17 protein-coding genes and 1 pseudogene are annotated in these 18,950 nt (G+C 43.1%); 11 read left to right on the top strand and 7 right to left on the bottom strand.

Features of this window, described 5'->3' with window-relative positions; all coding sequences use genetic code 11:
* Window positions 1–24: 24 nt before the first annotated feature.
* Window positions 25–2,199 carry a peptidase domain-containing ABC transporter gene (locus H2C83_RS01470; protein WP_181737069.1) on the bottom strand — a complete coding sequence of 725 codons (2,175 nt, stop codon included), beginning with the start codon at window positions 2,197–2,199 and terminating at the stop codon, window positions 25–27.
* Between the two features lie 122 nt (window positions 2,200–2,321).
* Between H2C83_RS01470 and H2C83_RS01465 the strand changes: the two genes are divergently transcribed.
* The 6 genes from H2C83_RS01465 to H2C83_RS01440 all read left to right on the top strand — a co-directional run bounded on the left by H2C83_RS01465 (window position 2,322) and on the right by H2C83_RS01440 (window position 7,967).
* Window positions 2,322–3,020 (top strand): response regulator transcription factor, encoded by a 699-nt coding sequence (locus H2C83_RS01465; protein WP_181737067.1) that lies wholly within the window; start codon window positions 2,322–2,324, stop codon window positions 3,018–3,020.
* Window positions 3,017–3,958 carry a sensor histidine kinase gene (locus H2C83_RS01460; RefSeq protein ID WP_181737065.1) on the top strand — a complete coding sequence of 314 codons (942 nt, stop codon included), beginning with the start codon at window positions 3,017–3,019 and terminating at the stop codon, window positions 3,956–3,958. Before H2C83_RS01465 ends, H2C83_RS01460 begins: the two co-directional genes overlap by 4 nt.
* A 69-nt stretch (window positions 3,959–4,027) precedes the next feature.
* Window positions 4,028–4,756, top strand: coding sequence for an ABC transporter permease (locus tag H2C83_RS01455; protein ID WP_181737064.1), 729 nt, complete (start codon window positions 4,028–4,030; stop codon window positions 4,754–4,756).
* Between the two features lie 321 nt (window positions 4,757–5,077).
* On the top strand, window positions 5,078–5,740 hold the full coding sequence (gene trhA / locus H2C83_RS01450) for a PAQR family membrane homeostasis protein TrhA (protein ID WP_246333676.1): 663 nt from the start codon (window positions 5,078–5,080) through the stop codon (window positions 5,738–5,740).
* Window positions 5,741–6,067: 327 nt separating this feature from the next.
* Window positions 6,068–6,544, top strand: a complete 477-nt coding sequence (locus H2C83_RS01445) for a DUF6323 family protein (protein WP_181737062.1) — start codon at window positions 6,068–6,070, stop codon at window positions 6,542–6,544.
* Entirely contained in the window at window positions 6,534–7,967 is a 1,434-nt protein-coding gene (locus H2C83_RS01440; RefSeq protein WP_181737060.1) for a DUF6179 domain-containing protein, read from the top strand. Before H2C83_RS01445 ends, H2C83_RS01440 begins: the two co-directional genes overlap by 11 nt.
* A gap of 5 nt (window positions 7,968–7,972) precedes the next feature.
* Here the strand turns inward: H2C83_RS01440 and H2C83_RS01435 are convergent, their stop codons facing one another.
* From H2C83_RS01435 to H2C83_RS01420, 4 genes and pseudogenes are all read right to left on the bottom strand, one after another.
* Complete coding sequence (locus H2C83_RS01435) at window positions 7,973–9,025, bottom strand: DNA polymerase IV (protein ID WP_181737057.1); 1,053 nt, start codon at window positions 9,023–9,025, stop codon at window positions 7,973–7,975.
* Between the two features lie 149 nt (window positions 9,026–9,174).
* Complete coding sequence (locus H2C83_RS01430; protein WP_246333675.1) at window positions 9,175–9,897, bottom strand: transaldolase family protein; 723 nt, start codon at window positions 9,895–9,897, stop codon at window positions 9,175–9,177.
* 11 nt (window positions 9,898–9,908) lie between these two features.
* Window positions 9,909–10,205, bottom strand: coding sequence for a PTS glucitol/sorbitol transporter subunit IIA (locus tag H2C83_RS01425; RefSeq protein WP_181737055.1), 297 nt, complete (start codon window positions 10,203–10,205; stop codon window positions 9,909–9,911).
* Window positions 10,206–10,286: 81 nt separating this feature from the next.
* A pseudogene (locus tag H2C83_RS01420) lies at window positions 10,287–10,603 on the bottom strand (PTS glucitol/sorbitol transporter subunit IIB); the annotation flags it as partial.
* A 207-nt stretch (window positions 10,604–10,810) separates the two neighbouring features.
* Here H2C83_RS01420 and bla point away from each other — a divergent pair.
* Window positions 10,811–11,713 (top strand): class A beta-lactamase, encoded by a 903-nt coding sequence (bla, locus tag H2C83_RS01415; RefSeq protein WP_181737053.1) that lies wholly within the window; start codon window positions 10,811–10,813, stop codon window positions 11,711–11,713.
* Between the two features lie 393 nt (window positions 11,714–12,106).
* Here the strand turns inward: bla and H2C83_RS01410 are convergent, their stop codons facing one another.
* Together H2C83_RS01410 and H2C83_RS01405 are read right to left on the bottom strand one after the other, a co-directional pair.
* Complete coding sequence (locus tag H2C83_RS01410) at window positions 12,107–12,322, bottom strand: hypothetical protein (protein ID WP_181737051.1); 216 nt, start codon at window positions 12,320–12,322, stop codon at window positions 12,107–12,109.
* 73 nt (window positions 12,323–12,395) lie between these two features.
* On the bottom strand, window positions 12,396–12,782 hold the full coding sequence (locus H2C83_RS01405) for an SDR family NAD(P)-dependent oxidoreductase (RefSeq protein WP_246333674.1): 387 nt from the start codon (window positions 12,780–12,782) through the stop codon (window positions 12,396–12,398).
* Between the two features lie 302 nt (window positions 12,783–13,084).
* Between H2C83_RS01405 and uxuA the strand changes: the two genes are divergently transcribed.
* From uxuA to H2C83_RS01385, 4 genes are all read left to right on the top strand, one after another.
* The gene (gene uxuA / locus H2C83_RS01400; protein WP_181737049.1) at window positions 13,085–14,164 is read left to right on the top strand and encodes a mannonate dehydratase; all 1,080 of its coding nucleotides are present in this window, start codon (window positions 13,085–13,087) and stop codon (window positions 14,162–14,164) included.
* A gap of 151 nt (window positions 14,165–14,315) precedes the next feature.
* Entirely contained in the window at window positions 14,316–15,827 is a 1,512-nt protein-coding gene (locus H2C83_RS01395; RefSeq protein ID WP_181737047.1) for an MFS transporter, read from the top strand.
* A 41-nt stretch (window positions 15,828–15,868) separates the two neighbouring features.
* Window positions 15,869–17,278 carry a glucuronate isomerase gene (uxaC, locus tag H2C83_RS01390; RefSeq protein WP_181737045.1) on the top strand — a complete coding sequence of 470 codons (1,410 nt, stop codon included), beginning with the start codon at window positions 15,869–15,871 and terminating at the stop codon, window positions 17,276–17,278.
* A gap of 22 nt (window positions 17,279–17,300) precedes the next feature.
* The gene (locus H2C83_RS01385) at window positions 17,301–18,920 is read left to right on the top strand and encodes a mannitol dehydrogenase family protein (RefSeq protein ID WP_281364067.1); all 1,620 of its coding nucleotides are present in this window, start codon (window positions 17,301–17,303) and stop codon (window positions 18,918–18,920) included.
* The last annotated feature ends 30 nt before the right edge of the window (window positions 18,921–18,950 follow it).

Here is an 18,950-nt window from a genome sequence, read left to right as displayed (position 1 = left end):
CTGTTTTTTTATGAATATCATCCTTTAAACCAATAATTCCGGATTAGAATTTTTTTTCTTTTGGGAACGATACAGGTGATAATAGACGCCTTTCAGATGGAGGAGTTCCTGATGCGTTCCAACTTCAGCAATTTCTCCCTGATCCAGGACGTAAATTCTGTCAGCGTTTATAACCGTATTGAGCCGGTGGGCAATAACGATGCGGGTACACCGCAGGTCAGAGAGATTTTTGTCAACCTTTCTTTCCGAATTGAAGTCCAAAAAGCTTGTTGCCTCATCCAGAATCAGAATGGAAGGAGAATGGGCCAACGCTCTGGCGATTAACAGTCTTTGCCTTTGTCCCCCTGACAAATTCGATCCGCTCTCCGACAGTTGTGTGTCATATTGCATGGGCAACCGCATGATTTCATTGTGAATGAATGCGGTGGCAGCAGCTGACCGGATCTGGTCGTCAGATATTTCGCTGTTATGCATGCGGATATTTTCTTTGATGGATTTGTGGAACAGCCTGGATTCCTGCAGAATTACTCCCATATGGGATCGCAGGGCTTTCAGGTCATACCTTTCGATGGCCTTTCCATCAATAAAAATTTGCCCGGATGTTGGACGGTACAGCCCCATGATCAATTTTGCCAGCGTGCTTTTGCCGGATCCTGAAGGGCCGACAATACCGATTTTTTCTCCAGGCAATATTTCCATGTTGATGTTTTTTAACGCGGGCTGACTGAAAGAGTCGTAACAAAAGCTTACATTTTTGATTTCGATTTGGCCGATGACGGAACGGGGCGTGATTTTCAGCAGACTGAAGCGGTTTTTGTCAAGCTGCTCTTCCACGGTTTCCGTCTTTATGACATCCAGGATGCGTTGAATGTAGGAGCTGACCATAAGCAACTCATTGTGGGTTTGTCCAATAGAAACGATTGGTGTCATAAAAGCCAGGGCCAGGGAATTGAATCCGATCAGTTGACCGATTGTCAGCCTGTTGTCAATTACAAAATAGGCACCGAGCCAGATTAACACGATTGGTGTCAATCTTTGCAGGCCTATTGTCACGGAACCAATGACTGAGGTCCAAAGGTTGCGTTTTTCGGAGATCCGGAGTTGACGTTGAAACCGTTCAAGCCAACCGTTGAAAGCGATTTGTTCCGTTCCCGTCGTTTTGATGTCAATAATGCCAAGGATGGTTTCAGACAAAAAACTCTGCGTTTGGGATTGTGTGCTGATATCTTTTGCCGTCAGGTTTTTGGTCACGGGGGTTGTAAAAAACACGATTGCAAAGAGAAGGATACTGATCCCGATAACAGCCAGTGATAACATCCAGGATTGTAAAAACATGATAACCGCATATGTAATCAGCAACACGCTGTCAATCATCATGGTAATCATGCGGTTTGACAGGATTTGTCTTATGATCACGTGCGAGTTGGAACGAAAGACCAGATCTCCAACCGATCTGTTTTCAAAAAACCGGAAGGGCAGATGCAACAGGTGTCGAATGAATTTTGTCATCAGGGAATAGTCCATATGCGTTTGGAGTTTGGTGATGAAATAACTTCGGAGTATCGCAATCAATTCATAACTGAGAAACAGGGCCAGAATGATCCATCCGATCAAAGTCAGCAAATGGGCTTGTTTCGGCATAATGATGTGGTCGGTAATCCAGCTGATCGACAGGGGAATAATAAGCCCGAATGATTGTAAAACCAGGGAACAAAAAAAAATCAGCACGACAAATTTGGGATGGCTTTTGATCAGTTCCCAGATGAAAAACCAATCTGACTGTTCTTTTCTTTTTTTAAAGGAGGAAGAAGGTGTCAGACATAAGATAAATCCCGTGTGTTTTTTGCTTAATTCATCTAACCCAAGCTTGAATTTTCCGATATTTGGGTCGGCGATATAGGCGGTATTTCCCCTGATTTTTTCTAAAACAACAAAATGATTGTTTTCCCAGTGCAAGATACATGGATGAGGGATTGATCTTAATTGATCCCTGAACATGAAAAAAGCTTTGGCTTCCAGTCCGTATTTTTCTGAAATAAATTTTAAATTTTTAAGAGAGAGTCCATTTCTTGATAGTTGAAATTCATTCCTTATACATGGAATAGAACGATGATGACCGTAGTAGCCCAGGATCATCCCAAGGCAGGCAATTCCACATTCGTTTTCCTCCATTTGTTCAATGTAGGGAACTTTTTTCAAATATGGACCCTCCTTTATTAAAATTGATAAATTCAGTGGATATTTATATACTAGTTTTAATAGTTTAAATAATTATTACATAACTATTACAAAGATCTTAAATTCTAATGGAGGTTTTTAATATGCAAATTCGCATCCTGCTTGTAGAAGATGATCAAAAAATTAACCAGCTGGTCTGTAACGCCCTGAAAAAAGAAGGATACACGGTAGATCCTTGTTATGACGGTTTGCAGGCTTTCCAGAATTTCAAAAACTTTGATTACCATTTGGTCATTCTTGATTTGATGTTGCCAGGCATCGACGGTCTGGATTTGTTGCGCCAGTTCCGAATGGATGACAATGTGCCGATCATGATTTTGTCTGCGAAAACGGAAGAGATGGATAAAGTGTACGGATTGGGGCTTGGAGCTGACGATTATATGATCAAGCCGTTTTCCGTGAGTGAACTGGTCGCCAGGGTAAAGGCGCATTTAAGAAGGTATATGATTCTGAACCATTCAGAACGACCGAATGGGCGCAAAATCAAATTGGGGGATCTGGAATTGGATCTTCATGAATATACCGTTTCGAAAGGAGAACAAAAACAAAATTTGACCAGGATAGAATTTGAACTGTTAAAGTTGTTTATGACAAATCCGCGCAGGGTTTTTACAAAAACGCAAATCTATGATGCAATCTGGGAGGACAGTTTTGTAACGGATGAAAACACAGTGATGGTTCATATCCGGAGATTGCGGACGAAAATAGAAGATGATCCTTCCAAACCCAGATATATTAAAACGGTGTGGGGGATCGGCTATAAATGGGGTGGAGAAGAGTGAACTTTCTTCTGGTTTATTCGATGTTCTGCACGATCATTATCATTGTTTTATTTATGCAGATCAACCATATCAATAACAAGTTGAAAGTGATCGGAAAATTGGTGGATGAAGTCCGATCGGGGAATTTTAATGTCCGGTTTCATTTATTGCCAACCATGAATCGTCATATAGCTGGTACTTCCCGCAAGCTGAACGAGTTGATGGTTTATCTGCAGGAAATGAATGAACGAAGAGCATTTTTGGAAGAGGAAAGGAAAAAAATGATCTCCAATATCTCCCATGATTTGAGGACACCGCTTACTTCCGTGATGGGTTACCTGGAGGAGATTTTATCCGGTTCGGTGAAATCGGAAAAGGAAAAAATGGAATATGTCAAGGTGACTTACCAAAAATCGATTCGTTTGCACTCCTTGCTGGAGTCTTTTTTTGAACTTTCCAAAATTGAAGCGCAGGACATCAAAGTGGAATTGAAAGAAGTGGAACTGGTTTCCCTGGCGGAAGAGTGTATTCTTTCTTTTTACCATGATTTTACCAGAGAGAATTTGAAAGTGGAAATCAATCTGCCCCGAGATCCGGTAGTTGTACTCGGCGACCGGAAAAGCCTGGAAAGGATTTTGTACAATCTTTTTTCCAACGCGTTGCGTTATGGAAAAGATGGCGGGGTAATCGGTTTGACTATGACTGAGTCCGGTGACGAGGTTACCCTGGAAGTCTGGGATCGCGGACAGGGAATCAGGAAACAGGATATGCCTTATATATTCAGGAGACTTTACACGGGGGACCGCTCCAGAAATACCATGCATAAAGGGAGCGGACTGGGACTTACGATCACCAGGAAACTGGTTGAATTGAATCAAGGATCGATTGAAGTTTCAAGCATTCCGTTTGAAAAAACAACTTTTCGCGTGGTATTGAGAAAGTTTGTAAGAAATAATTAAGGATTCATTTAAAATAATTTAAGAACCTGTGATTAAAATATAGCTATATGTCTGAGAGGTGGTATGAAAATGGGTGAAGTTATTCGTGTGGAGATGAGCAAATTAAAACGGTCGATGATTTTGTTGCTTGTCATGGCAGGCGGCTTTTTCAATTCGTTGTTTTCCTGTTACATGGTCCAGTCCGACAGCCTGAAATGGAATGAATTGTTCCAAAGTTCCATTCACAACATGATGCTTTTGATCGCAGGCCCCTTGTTTGCGGTAGTTGCCAGTTATATCGTTGCGCAGGAGTACCATCAGAAAACGATTAACCAACTGTTTACCTATCCGCAATCGCGGACAAAAATCCTGCTGGGAAAACTGGCCGTCATTTTTGGAATCATCATCATTGCTTCTTTGATCACATTTCTCTTCACTTTGCTGATCGGAAGTTTCTTCGTGGAAGAAAGTCTGAATGTGGCTGTGTTTTTTAATTTTGCCGTTTTGCATGTTGCTCTTGTCAGCATCCAGTTTGCCATGATTCCTTTTATCGTCCTGATCGTGATCCTGACCAAAAGCTATCTTCCGGGAATCGCCCTGGGGATTATTGCCGCTTTTTCAACCGGAATTATGGGTGCCACACCTGCCGGAGTCTATTATCCCTGGTCAGCTGCGACATTAATCAGTTATAAACTGCTGAACCAGCTGGAATCGGTGAACCTTGTACCGGCTGTGGTTTCATTATTGCTGATCTTGACGGTTTCTTTGGGAATCAGCATTTGGGTATATGAAAAAAGGGATGTACACAGTGGTTCGTGAATATTTGCCATTTTGTCAATTCTGTCTGGTGGACTGTTTATATCAGAAGGATTTATGCTTCAAAAATATTAAAGAGAGACAAATACCCCCTTGATGATGGTCCAAAGGGGTATTTTTGCTGTTGCAAGAAATGATCGCCTGGAGTCTGTAAATATATTTATTGTTTACCCATTGTACCGGCGATTCCGGAACGAAAGGTGTGAAAGGGAAAACAGGGTGCTGCAATCCTTCTTTCATTGTACAGCGTATGATTAAACGTGTTAGAATCAAAAAAAGAGGATCTGTTGCTGGCAACATCGCAAATCAAACGGAGGTTTTCTGATGAAAATTTTAAAAATGAAAGAACCTGTCAATACTTGGACCCATTTTATCACTTTTCTGGCGGCGATTGTCGGGCTGGTTTTCCTGATCGGGCTTAGCCGCTCCAACCCTTCTACGCTTGTGACAATGACGATTTATGGTGTCAGTGTCATTTTGTTATATGGGGCCAGTTCATTGTATCATTGGGTTTCCACGACCCCCAAAAAAGAACTTTTTCTCAGAAAAATAGATCATTGTGCCATTTATTTGTTGATTGCCGGGTCCTATACCCCCGTCTTTTTTTACGGGCTGGATGGTCTCTGGAAATGGATCATGCTTGCATGTGTGTGGAGCCTGTCCATCATTGGGATTGTTTTGAAACTGTTTTTTATCAACATTCCACGCTATATTTCCACTGTGTTTTATCTGACACTGGGCTGGATTGCTGTCATTCCGTTTGTACAATTGATTCATTCGCTTCCGGCTGGCTCGATTGTCCTGATGGTTTTGGGAGGGGTTTTTTACACCGTTGGTGCGGTGATCTATGCGACCAAATGCTTCAATTTTTTTCCGGGCAAATTTGGTTTTCACGAGATTTTTCACTTGTTTATCATGGCCGGATCGGCTCTTCACTTTGCCATGATGGTGGTGTATATCCTTCCGCTTGGCCTGGGAAAACCATAAAAACAAAAAAACACCAACTTCCTTTTTACCGGGGAGTTGGTGTTTTTTTGTGGAAGATGATCCTAATCAAAACAGTTATTTGTTTATTTTAAATACTTGATCAATTATATTGACGGATATTTCATCTGACAGGATGATTGACATGAAAAAGCAGATAGGGTAAATTAAAACAATACAAAAAAAGTGCATAAACATCCATTTATAAATTAGCATAAAGAAATAAAAAAGTCAACCCTTTTTAAACAACCGATTTTTTTGGATTTCAACCGAAAAAATTGAACATCGAAGAATGCTTGTTCCGGGCAGTTGAGAGAAGGAGGGAGTTCCATGTTTTTACCCCGTATTTTTAATGAGATTGGGATTTCTGTCCAGAGAAAAAGGTTGAGTGAATTGCTTGCGCTCAATGAAAAGAACAAAGAATTCGGTTTGGTTCTGACGCCTGATGAAATTAAAGACATGATAAAAGCCAGGAATAAAGTTTTGCGCGATATGGGACGGGTGGAACTGGGCATGGAAGTGACAAAGGAATTGATCAGGGTGTTTTGTGAATCGCCGTTCATAGATAAAGATAATTATGTTTCGATGCTGAAGGAATTGCACGAGGTTTTCTATTACTTGAAAAATGAGACGGAAGACAGGATTGACGATTTGGAATTGATTCAGATCATGAAGGAAAAGTTTGACGGCGAGTGCGCCGGTTCGGTGGAACTTTTGAAAAGCAGACTGGAAGAGTTTGCTGAACGGTTCAGGAAAGATGCCCTGCGACAGGAACATTTCGGGGAGGATATTGGAAATGGAAGTTGAAAAATCAAAAGGTTCGGGACTGATCCGGCATAACAGAATCAGAAAAGTGAATCTTGAACGAAACCGATATACCGTATCTCTTTTGCGTGAAGGCTTGCGTACGGGCATGCTCACCAGCCAGGAAGTTTACAGCATCGAGGTGGCCTTGATGCGTATTTTGCAGGATTTGATCCGTCGTTATACCCGGGGGAAAAGCTCATCCGTTACCTCTGAAACAGCAGAAAACATTATGGCTTCCATGATGTATGCGGTTGATGCCTGTGTCCTTCACTTTGAAACCCCGGACCAGGCTGTCCTGGCGTTAAAAAACGGGGATGCAAGGAAAATCTATGAAAATGGCGTTGAACTGGTTCGCCAGTGTTTTGAAGAAACCAAACAGCTCTACCTGGAAGTGAAAAAGAACAGACTGGATGTGCCTGTGGATGCCTATAACATGACCATTGATGAATCATTGCCCGCCTTTTTGGAGAAATATGGCATTATTTTTGATGCTCACAATACCATGGCCAGCATTGATTATCCATTGGCATTGGATGATACAGGTCTGCAGGGAGTCAGTTATATCAACCAGTATTTGAGGCATCTGCAAACAGAAACGCAATTTTGCCGTTTGTTCAGCAGACAGGGTTTGCTGGAGCTGCTTTCCAATTATGGGCAAGTGTGCAGGTTCAACTACCGGATTGAATTATTCAACATCTTTGAGTTGGTGTTAAACAACGCTGTTTTCTCCGTCCTGTCCGGAGGAGATGCCAATCGGACGACAATATCGGCTGAGCAATATAACCTGTTAAACCGAATGTTTACCCGGTTAAATCCCTCCCGGATTGCTTATGCACTTGATCAGGCGATGTCGCGGTTGCAGTACAGCCTTAAAACCGCCCCTCCACTAACAGACTATATGACCCGGTGCCGGGATCAACTCGTCCAGCGAGTTGTCACGGCTGCAGACAACCGGAGTCTGGAGTCCGTCATCATCTGGGCAAAAGCGGAAAATCCGAAATCAATTGTCCTGCTGTTGAACAAATCAGGACAGATGAGTGATGTCCGCTTTCGGCAGTTAATGGAAGAAATCTTGCTGTGCGCAAAAATAGAAGAGAAAGTCCGACTCATCAGGGATAATTTTTCTTCCCTGCATGATTTACTGGACCTGCTTGATGCGGATTGTCTGACCGGAGATGAGTATGAAAAGCTTTTTGCCACATTTGAGGATGTGGAACTGGCCATCTTCGCAAAAATCGTATTTTATGAGGAGTTGCGAAGCGGTTTCTCCGATTTTCTATCAGTCATTTTCAGTGAAAAAGAGCTGGAAAGCAACTGGAAAAGGCATTATGTTGAATTTTTGCAAAGCCTGAGTAAAAGCCGCCTCAATTCCGTTGGAAATTTGCTGGGTGACATTGACTATGAGGAAATTCCGTTTTATTGATGAATTTACAAGTACTCATCCCCCAAAGGCAATGAAAGCTGTTCATATTCGGGTTCCAACGATTGCACAAAATTGGAAAAACCCACTCCGACCAGGCGGACGCCGGCGGTGTAGTCAAAGGCATCCAGCAGTTCCTCCAATATTTTTGACCAGTCGGGAGAAGGCCCGCGGACGGTTCTCTGTTTGGAATGTACCGTAAAATCGGCATACTTGATTTTCAGGGTCAGCGTTTGCGGGATCTCGTCGTCTGCCAGCTTGCGCCGGACCTTTTCCAGCAGTTCGCGGGCAATTTCTGCAACTGACTCCCTTTCATGCAGATTTTCGGGCAAGGTGGTCTCACGACTGTGTGACTTGGGAGAACGGTCCGTAACGATTTCCCGATCATCTTTTCCTCTGGCCCGGTAGTACAAATCGTAGCCAAATTTGCCAAACATCTGGACCACCTTTTCCAGCGGCAAACGCCAAAAATCACTGACAGTATGAATCCCTGTCATTTTCAGACGTTCCTGTGATTTTTTCCCGATCCCGTGCAGAGAGCCAATCGGCAAATCTTTCAATATCCTTAATGCCTGTTCCGGCCGGATGATGACAAATGCATTCGGCTTTTTCAAATCGCTGGCAATCTTGGCCATCGATTTGTTGTAGGACAGGCCAATACTGCAGGTCAGTCCCGTTTCAGCAAGGACCCGCTTTTTCATTTCCCGTGCGACGGGGATCGCGTCGGGATAATGGGAGACATCGAGATAAGCTTCATCCAGCCCTACTGTTTCAAAGATTTTACTGTATTGTGTATAAATGCGGCGAACTTCCCGCGATTTTTCCACATAACGCTCATATCTCACCGGCAAAAAAATGCCATCCGGACACAGTTTGCGGGCGATCGCTGTAGGCATGGCGGATCGCACTCCAAAGGCGCGCGCCTCGTAACTGCAGGTGGAGACAACCCCGCGATTTCCCCTGCCGCCGACAATAACCGGCTTCCCCCGCAATTTCGGAAAATCCAGCTGTTCCACGCTGGCAAAAAAGGCATCAAGATCGAGATGCAAAATCTTCTTCACTGGGGATTCACCTTTCATCCAAACATACATTCCTGTTTTTATTATGAAGAGGATTTTGCAGAAATTCAACTGACTGCATCAGTTCCCGAATTGCGTGCTCAGATTATCAAAAACCTATACAATTGCAAATACGCAACAATAATTGATTATCATTTAACCGGCCTGTTTATTATCGTTTTTTGGTCCATTCCGTAAGCTTTTTGCCAATCCGCTTTGAAATTTGACACATCTGTTGATGTTGCCGGATGAGCAATCAATTTTTCAATCAGATCAGGGCTGGCTGTGATATTTTGTGTTCCGGCAAGACAAGCATCCAGGATTTGCTGGACATTTTTAAAACTGGCTGCGATCATTTCTGTTGTCAAATTATGCTTTGAAAATAGACAGGCAATTTCAGAAACAACGTTCACTCCATTCCCGGGTAAATTGTCAATGCGGTTAACATATGGAGCTACATATTTTGCACCGGCTAATGCTGCAACCAATCCTTGAAATGGAGTATAAATGGCCGTTGCAAGTGTTTTAATATTGTCGGCTGACAAGATTTTTATTGCTTTGATCCCTTCATTTGTTACAGGAATCTTTATGATAACATTGCTGTGCAAATGATTATGGATAAACCTGGCCTCTTCTATCATATCTTCAGCCTGATCTCCTATTACTTGTACAAACAGTTCCTTATTATTCCCGATTACATTTATGATTTCTTTTAATAAATCCAAATAAGGCTGTTTTTCTCTAACAAGAATTGACGGATTCGTGGTTACGCCAGCAATCGGGAAATACTCATTAAGATATGCAATTTTTTTTATGTTTGCAGAATCTATATATAATCTCATTATCTTTTCACTCCTAAAACAGATAATATCCAAGATATAACAAATTATTCGGCAACAATCTTGAATATAGTATTCAGGTTAATATCAGGTATTTCTTTGTTTTCCAAATACAATGTACCAGGTAGTTTCGGAATGGTAGATCCGTCAAACCGCATGGTAATATGCCCCAATGTTTTTAAATTGCGTTGAACGATATTACCAACAGAGGTTATTTCAAATATTTTATTATCAATATAAAGTTTTTGCCCTGCCTGGATGTTATCTTCAAGATCAACTATATCAATAATATAACAAAAATCTTTCAGATCATTTGGTGCTTCCTTGCCAAACAAAATAACCATCTTGTCTTCTGAAAAACTGTTTGCGAAGGCTACGATTTTTTTATTTTGTTTTTATAGATGGTTTTCATTAAAACTGGCACAATATTGAGCTAATGGACCGCTTTTGCCAGTTGGCATGATATTGACTGTGAGAATACGTTTTTTCGGATAAATCCCACAGCGTAATGTACCGCCACAATCAATAATTGCAAGAGCAATTTCCTTGTCAGGTACAGATGTTTTAAAACCATTTATCGCTTCTGTACCATTCAGTTTGGCAATCTTGTCTACAATTTCAGGTTTGGCGCCACCGCCGGTAATATAAACAATTTTATTTTTTTGATTGTTGGAGTAATCGTCAGAGGACCGCTGAAACCAGCATTACCTTTATAAATTCTAATTGTCCGATATTTGGCCATTTCTGTTCCTCCCTTGTTTTAATGATCTAATGTCACTTTGGTTTTTAATTTTATATTTTGTTGTTTCAACTATTTCGGTATTTACGGATTACATATGTAGTATTGTATTACATGTATAATCCAATAAAAAGAAGGGGGAAGAATCCAGTATCTTGGAAGCATCATAAAAAGTTAAAAAACGTGCCTAAGAAAAGAGGTTAGATTCTAATGAAATCATGGAATACGGTTTTAAGCCAAAAAATTGTACCTGTAATACTTCTCTCATGTGTAGCGCTGGTTGGTTGTTCAGAGAATAACGCCGCTCAACCCAAACAACAAAATCTAGAAACCGCAATTACAGATGATTTTGCTAAACTTGAGGATAAATTTGATGCCAGACTTGGCGTCTTTGCATTGGATACTGGCACAAAGCAAACAGTAACTTATCGAGCAGATGAGCGTTTTGCATATACATCTACTCATAAAGCTTTAGCTGTAGGAGCGTTGTTGCAACAAAAGTCAATCGAAGATCTTGACCAAAAAATCACATACACCCGTGATGATCTCGTTAATTATAATCCGATCACAGAGAAGCATGTTGATACCGGAATGACTCTGAAAGAGCTTTGCGATGCTTCCCTTCGATACAGTGATAATACTGCGGGAAACCTCATACTTGATCAACTGGGCGGACCTAGTGGGTTTAAAAAATCCCTCAGGAAGATTGGTGATGATGTCACCAATCCTGAGCGAAATGAGCCAGAGTTGAACGAAGTGAAACCAGGGGAAACTCATGATACGAGCACACCCAGAGCACTTGCCACCAGCCTCCAGGCTTTCACAATCGGAGACATACTCCCAACGGAAAAAAGTAAAATGTTAACTGATTGGATGAAGAAAAGCACCACTGGAGATACATTAATTCGTGCGGGAGTACCGAAAAGTTGGGAAGTTGCAGATAAAAGCGGAGCGGGATCATATGGAACGCGAAATGACATTGCTATCATTTGGCCATCGAAAGGAGACCCTATTGTTCTTGTAATACTTTCCAGCCGGGATAAGCAGAATGCCGAATATAACGATAAGCTTATCGCGCAGGCTACCAAGGTCGCACTCGATGCCCTGAAGTGAACTATAAATTACCAACCGTAGCAATCGCTGTTCCATGTATCGGGAAGTGCGAAAGCCAAAGGAAGAACACCAGGGAATTGCGAGTTCCCACACTGAGTATTAGTGATCTACCAACTGGTATATCCAATTGAAAAGCCCAGGATGCTATTCGGGAAAGAATCGGAGTGATGATCATAACTGCTTTATAGATTGGGATAACTTGGCTAACAAGGAAAGTACTCGTAAAACTTCCCGATTTGTGATGTCACAACGACAAAGAGGGTGAATGCTAAAAAAGGAACTGGGAGTCATACGGTAAAATCAGGCCAACTTTAGATCCTCATTTACCTCACCGACTATCTTCCTGCCGCACATAGGTATGAACCCGCTGTTTCGACCAATTCAACTCCTCCGCTATATCCTGGCTGAACCGGGAAGGAGTGGGATTCCCACCGCCTGATAGTCCGCTACCTTCTCGGAGATTTCCAGTTCTGCTACGGCTTTGCGCCAGTCTTCCATAGCCCATTGACAGTACCCTTCCCAAACACCCGGTATCTTCTCCAAGCCCCGGTCATACTCCGCCTGTTCCTCTTTATTGCGGGCCACTCTATAGGGGCCTCCTTCACCCACTACCGGCATCTCCTTTGAACCCAGACCCTCTGGAACATTAAGTCAGGCTTGTTTTCTACTTCGTTATACATCGCTAATGTCTCAGGAAACTTTGTCCTCCACATCCAGGGCACATAATGGACCGTACCTCAAAATTTGTGTAACCCACTTTCTCATCCAGCGTTTCAAGGTCCAGGAAACCATAGTCGTTGCCGCCGGCGTTATTTATCAAAATATCAACTGAACCAAATAACTCAACCGTCTTTGCTACCATTCTGTCTACGGATTCTTTTTTTGTTACATCACATTTTAAATAATATGGATTGGTTAATTTTACTCCTTCCTTTACATTCAGATCTGCAACAACAACTTTAACTCCATTGGAAATCAGCTCATTTGTAATATGTCTTCCGATTCCGGAAGCACCCCCGGTTACAATAGCTACTTTTCCTTCTAAATGAAGCCATGAATCGCTCATCATCGTATCCTCCTTTCAGGAATCCAACGCAATTTCAGTGTAAGACGATATAGCTGTTTAATTAATGCACAATTTTTCATCAGGAATTGAAAACGTATGTATTAAAAAGATTTATAAAATATAGGAAAATAATATTCTTGATATATTTAAGGAAAACACATTCAATTTATTGTCAAATCCGGTCTTGTTTTTCCGGAAATGGAAACGCTATAATTATATTATGGAACATCGTTCCATAATACGGAACATACTTGTAAAAATTGGTGCATGGAAACATATGCCAATCAGAAAAGGAGGTAATGGCCATGCAAATGACTTTTCGATGGTATGGAGAGGGCAACGATTCCGTTACATTGAAACAGATCCGGCAGATTCCGGGAGTAAAAGGGGTTGTCTGGGCGTTGCATGACGTGCCTGTGGGAGAAGTCTGGCCTGTCCATCGGATCGAAGAGGTAAAAAAACAGGCGGATCAGTATGGATTGAATATTGAGGTTGTGGAGAGTGTCAATATTCATGAGGATATCAAGCTTGGGCTGGATACAAGAGATCGATATATCGACGCTTACAAGGAAACATTGGAAAACCTGAGCCACTTTGGTGTCAAAGTCGTATGTTATAATTTCATGCCTGTTTTTGACTGGCTTCGCACCGATCTGTTCAAGGAAATGGAGGATGGCAGTACGGCGTTGTTTTTTGACGCCAAAAAAGTTCTCTCCCTGACCCCGGAACAGGTCGTGAAAAACATGGAAGAGAATGCAAACGATTTTACCCTGCCGGGATGGGAACCGGAAAGGCTGAAAGATTTGAAACATTTGTTTGCTCAGTATCAGGGAGTCACAGAAAATGATCTGTTGCAAAATCTGATGTACTTCCTGAATGAAATCATTCCGGTGGCTGAAAAATGCGGTATCAAAATGGCAATTCATCCGGATGACCCGGCATTTTCCGTATTCGGCCTGCCGCGAATCGTCAAGAACAAAGAGGACATTCAACGCCTTTTAAGTGCCGCAGACAGCCCGTCAAACGGCTTGACTTTTTGTTCCGGTTCGCTGGGGTCCAATCGGGACAACGACCTGATTGATATAGTGACAAGTTTTGTGGACCGGATTCCTTTTGCCCATGTCAGGAATGTCAAGCATTTAGAAAATGGCAGTTTTATTGAAACCTCCCATCGGACCGCCGATGGTTCCATCAATGTCACGGGAATTGTTACGGCCCTGTATGATAACGGGTTTGAAGGCTATATCCGTCCGGACCATGGAAGGCATATTTGGGATGAAGTTTGCAGACCGGGCTATGGCTTGTATGATCGCGCCTTAGGGGGGATGTATCTGCAAGGGATTTGGGATGCAAATGAGTTGTTAAAAAACAAGCCGGCCAAATAAGAAAAGTCTGTGGCTGTTAAAAAGCGGGAGGAAGCGATTTTGAAAGCGCTGCTCAAGAAAAGCGCCTGGACCGTTTCCCCGCCGGTCAACTTTATGCAGAAAACGTTTCACCTATTTTTACATTACTTTTGACTAATAGGAGACGTTAACCATGTCAAGAAAAAACAGGGAAATCACGCTTACGACAAGCATTGGCTTTGGTCTGACAGATATGATGGGCGGAGGAGCCTTTACGATTATTGGGGCCTGGTTGTTGTTTTTCTATACCAAGTTTGCAGGCCTGACGGCTGTTGAAGCAGGATCGATTATTGCCATCGCGCGTGTTGTTGATGCCATTGTCAGTTTGTTTATGGGCAGTCTTTCGGATAATTTCTTCCGTTTTAAATTGGGGAGAAAATTTGGCCGGCGCAGATTTTTCCTGCTGATCGGCTCGCCGCTGATGCTGCTTTACATTTTGTTATGGGTAACGGGGATGAATTATTTTTACTATCTTTTCAGTTACCTGCTGTTTGAGATTGTAGCAGCCATGGTACTAATCCCCTGGGAAACACTCCCGTCAGAAATGACGGCGGATTATAACAAACGAACGAAATTGTCGACAGCCAGAATGTTTATCTCGGCCCTCGGAACCTTTTTGGCCACCTTTGTGCCGGGGCAGTTGATCAATGCTTTGGGTGAGGACAATCCTCTGGCCTTTTTTGCCAATGGTGCCTTTTTCGCTGTGGTGTTTGCGGTCTGTATATTTATTTCCTATCGATCCACCTGGGAAAGAGAAAATAGCCCGGCAGCCATGGAGCAGTACATGAATCAAACAAAAGAGCGCAAAAGCCTTGGCGACCGCATTCGCTTCATTGGCCGGACAGTTGCCGATTTTTGTTCCACTTTCAAGGTAAAAAGTTTTCGCAAGCATCTTCTCATCTATATTTGTTCCATGACAGCCAAGGATATTTTCAATGCCGTATTTGTATTCTTTTGTGTTTACGCTTTAAGCAGTTCATCCGCAGTGGCCGCCAATATGCTTTCCCTCAGCATTATTGGAATTCCGGGAGCGATTGTTTACGGATATTTGATGATTAAAATCGGGCCGGCCAATTTGTTCAAGATCTCCTATTCTACCATGATTCTTTGTTTGCTGGCATATGGCGCTGTCTATCTAACCCGGCCGGATTCATTGATTCTTGTTTTAACAATTATTTCGTTTGTCTATCAAATTGGCAGAAGCATGCTTGAGTTTATCCCGTGGAATGTATTTCCGTTTATTCCCGATGTTGATGAAATGATTACGAAGCAAAGGCGGGAAGGAATCTTTGCCTCTGTGATGACATTTTTCAGAAAAGCTTCCGTTGCGCTGGCTACGTTCCTGGTTGGAGCGGTCCTGGAATTGGGAGGTTTTGTGGAAGGAGCGGCCGTCCAGTCAACCCAGGCGATCCATACGATCCTGTATGTCATGATTTTCGGGGTGGGCGGACTGATTCTCATTTCCCTGATTGCAGCATTCACGTTTAAATTGAACAAGCAAACCCATTCCATTCTGGTAGACGAAATCAACCGTCTGAAAAACAACGGGCGCAAAGAAGATGTTGATCCGGAAACGAAAAAAGTAGTAGAAAACCTTACCGGTTATCAATATGAACATCTTTGGGAGGGACAGGCCAACGGATGAAACCTTTCACGCAGAAAGGAAAATCAGGAGGGAACAATCAGATGAAAGCTTTTATGGACAAGGATTTTCTGCTGCAAACCGAAACGGCGAAAAGATTATATCACGACTATGCAGCGAAAATGCCGATTTATGATTACCATTGTCACTTGAGCCCGCAGGAAATCTGTGAAAACCGGACTTACAGGAACATGACGGAATTGTGGTTGGAAGGGGACCACTACAAGTGGCGTGCCATGAGGGCGAACGGGATCGATGAATCATACATTTCCGGTGATGCCGATGATTGCAGGAAATTTGAGAAATGGGCCGAAACAGTTGAAAAACTGATTGGAAATCCGCTTTACCACTGGACGCATATGGAATTGCGAAAATATTTCCATGTGGATACGATCCTGAAAAAAGAAACAGCCAGGGAAATATGGGATATCTGCAATCAAAAACTGCAGGACCCGGACTTTTCGGCAAGGGGCCTGATTGAGCGATCCAATGTCAGGCTGATTTGCACCACGGACGACCCCATTGATGATTTGCGTTATCATCAGTTGCTCAAAAACGAGAAAGACTTTTCGACAATGGTCTTGCCTTCGTTTCGGCCGGACAAGGTTATCGCCATCCAGAATCGGGACTGGACCGATTATATAGAAAAATTGGGGAAAATCACAGGGATTCAGATCAGTGACTTTGCCAGACTGATGGACGCATTGGAAAAAAGAATGGATTACTTTGCGGAAGTTGGGTGCAAGCTGTCGGACCATAGCCTGGAAAATGTTGTTTATGAAGATGCGACTGCCAGCGAAATAGACGCCATTGTGGAAAAAGCGCTGAACAGAAAACCGATATCCGTCAGGGAGCAGAACCGGTTTTTAACCCAATTGCTTGTTCACCTGGGGAAAGCTTACAGCCAAAGAGGGTGGGTCATGCAATACCATATTGGAGCCTTAAGGAGCGCCAATATCCGCCTGTTCCGTGCGCTTGGCCCAAATGTGGGCTGTGACTCGATGAAGGATAATCCGATTGCCGTTCCTTTGTCAAGATTGCTGGATGCAATGGATCAGGAGCGCCAGCTTCCCAAAACCATTTTATATTGTCTCAATCCGCGTGACAACGAGATGCTGGCAGCCATGGCCGGAAATTTCCAGGAAGGGGGAACCCCGTCAAAAGTTCAGTTTGGTGCGGCATGGTGGTTTAATGACCATATTGATGGCATGACCGCGCAAATAAAAACCCTGGGCAATCTGGGGCTGTTGTCCCGTTTTGTTGGAATGCTTACCGATTCCCGCAGTTTTTTGTCTTACAGCCGTCATGAATACTTCCGGCGAATTTTGTGCAATCTCCTGGGCGAGTGGGTTGAGAATGGGGAATATCCGCATGATCTGGAGTGGTTGGGTAAAATCGTGCAGGATATCTCGTACAACAATGCATCCCGTTATTTTGATTTTGAGCTGAAGTAAACGATCAAAAGGGGGGGTACCGTTGCTGCGGTTAGGTATCGAAGAACTGAAAACGAAAAAGGAAAAGTTTGCAGAAATCGGCATAAAAACGCCGGCATATGATTTTGAAAAAGTTTGGGAAGATACGAGAAAGGAACCGGTTTGGCTGCATATTGGCGGAGGAAATCTGTTCAGAGCCTTTCATTCCGTACTGCAACAGCGTTTGATCGAACAAAACGAGGCCGACAAGGGGATTATTACAGTTTCGACCATCAATGATGGCATGATTGAAAAAGTGTATCATCCCTATGATAATCTTTGCCTGGATGTCGTCATGAAAGCGGATGGGACATTGGATATGGAAGTGATCGCAAGCATAGCCGAAAGCATTGCAGCCAATTGCCCTGCATCCTGGCAACGTTTGAAAGAGATTTTTGCCCAACCTTCCCTGCAACTGGTTACTCTTACAATTACCGAAAAAGGGTACGACCTGAAAGGGATGGATGGGGAAATCCGGGAATCGGTCCGGGAAGAGATCAGACAGGGGCTGGAGCATCCCAAACACACCATGGTGCTCCTGGCTGCCCTTTTACATGAAAGATACCAAAAGGGAAAAGCCCCGTTGGCATTGGTAAGCACGGATAATTTCTCCCATAACGGAGACCTGCTGAAAAACGCTGTTTTAACAGTGGCATCCATGTGGGAAGAAATGGGCATTGTCGAAAAAGGTTTTGTGGATTATCTGAATGACCCTTCCAAAATTACATTCCCATGGAGCATGATTGATAAAATTACGCCGCATCCTTCCGTTACCGTAAAGGAAAAGCTGGAAAAACTGGGTTACGGCAGTGCGGAACTGATTCAGGTAAACAAAAATTCAGCTCCGATTGCTCCCTTTGTAAATACAGAAGAATGTGAGTATCTTGTGATTGAGGACAGCTTTCCAAATGGAAGACCGCCGCTGGAAAAAGCGGGTGTTTACTTCGCAGACAGGGAAGTTGTTGATCTGGTGGAAAGAATGAAAGTTTGCACCTGCCTCAATCCGCTTCATACTGCCCTGGCCATTTTTGGGTGTTTGCTGGACTATCATTCCATTGCCGATGAAATGCAGGATCAGGATTTGAAAGCATTGATTGAAAAGATTGGCTATGATGAAGGCATGAAAGTGGTCGCGGATCCTGGCATCATCAATCCGGTGAAATTTATGGAAGAAGTGATTGAGGTGCGCTTTCCCAATCCCAATATTCCGGATACGCCACAGCGCATTGCCACCGATACTTCCCAAAAAATGGCGATCCGCTTTGGAGAAACGATCAAATTGTATGTACAAAGGGAAGATCTGGATGTAAAAGATTTAACCTTTATCCCGTTAACCATTGCTGCCTGGTGCCGATATCTGATGGGGACGAGTGACCGCGGTGAGAAGATGGTGATCAGTCCCGACCCGTTACTTATGGAAATAGAGCAACATATCGGACAAACACAATTTGGCAATCCGGATTCGGTTGGGGATCACTTGCGCCCGATTTTGTCCAATGAAAAAATATTGGGCGTCAATCTGTATGAGATTGGTTTGGGAGACAAAACTGAAGCATTTTTCAGGTTGCTCATCAAAGGGCCGGGGGCAGTAAGGAATACATTGCACAATCAGCTCTGTTCATGAATTAGGCAGCATATATGGAGAGTGACTTGA

Source organism: Thermoactinomyces mirandus, from assembly GCF_013868055.1.
Lineage (GTDB): Bacteria > Bacillota > Bacilli > Thermoactinomycetales > Thermoactinomycetaceae > Thermoactinomyces > Thermoactinomyces mirandus.
Note: the sequence above shows the minus strand (reverse complement) of the source record. Positions and strands in the feature narration are given on the sequence as shown.

What these genes read in the sequence shown, in the direction of transcription:
- H2C83_RS01405 (WP_246333674.1), bottom strand. Translation starts at nt 12,782, where the DNA reads ATGATGAGCGATTCATGGCTTCATTTAGAAGGAAAAGTAGCTATTGTA.
- H2C83_RS01465 (WP_181737067.1), top strand. Translation starts at nt 2,322, where the DNA reads ATGCAAATTCGCATCCTGCTTGTAGAAGATGATCAAAAAATTAACCAG.
- uxuA (WP_181737049.1), top strand. Translation starts at nt 13,085, where the DNA reads ATGCAAATGACTTTTCGATGGTATGGAGAGGGCAACGATTCCGTTACA.
- H2C83_RS01395 (WP_181737047.1), top strand. Translation starts at nt 14,316, where the DNA reads ATGTCAAGAAAAAACAGGGAAATCACGCTTACGACAAGCATTGGCTTT.
- H2C83_RS01455 (WP_181737064.1), top strand. Translation starts at nt 4,028, where the DNA reads ATGGGTGAAGTTATTCGTGTGGAGATGAGCAAATTAAAACGGTCGATG.
- bla (WP_181737053.1), top strand. Translation starts at nt 10,811, where the DNA reads ATGAAATCATGGAATACGGTTTTAAGCCAAAAAATTGTACCTGTAATA.
- H2C83_RS01425 (WP_181737055.1), bottom strand. Translation starts at nt 10,205, where the DNA reads ATGGTTATTTTGTTTGGCAAGGAAGCACCAAATGATCTGAAAGATTTT.
- trhA (WP_246333676.1), top strand. Translation starts at nt 5,078, where the DNA reads ATGAAAATTTTAAAAATGAAAGAACCTGTCAATACTTGGACCCATTTT.
- H2C83_RS01445 (WP_181737062.1), top strand. Translation starts at nt 6,068, where the DNA reads ATGTTTTTACCCCGTATTTTTAATGAGATTGGGATTTCTGTCCAGAGA.
- uxaC (WP_181737045.1), top strand. Translation starts at nt 15,869, where the DNA reads ATGAAAGCTTTTATGGACAAGGATTTTCTGCTGCAAACCGAAACGGCG.
- H2C83_RS01440 (WP_181737060.1), top strand. Translation starts at nt 6,534, where the DNA reads ATGGAAGTTGAAAAATCAAAAGGTTCGGGACTGATCCGGCATAACAGA.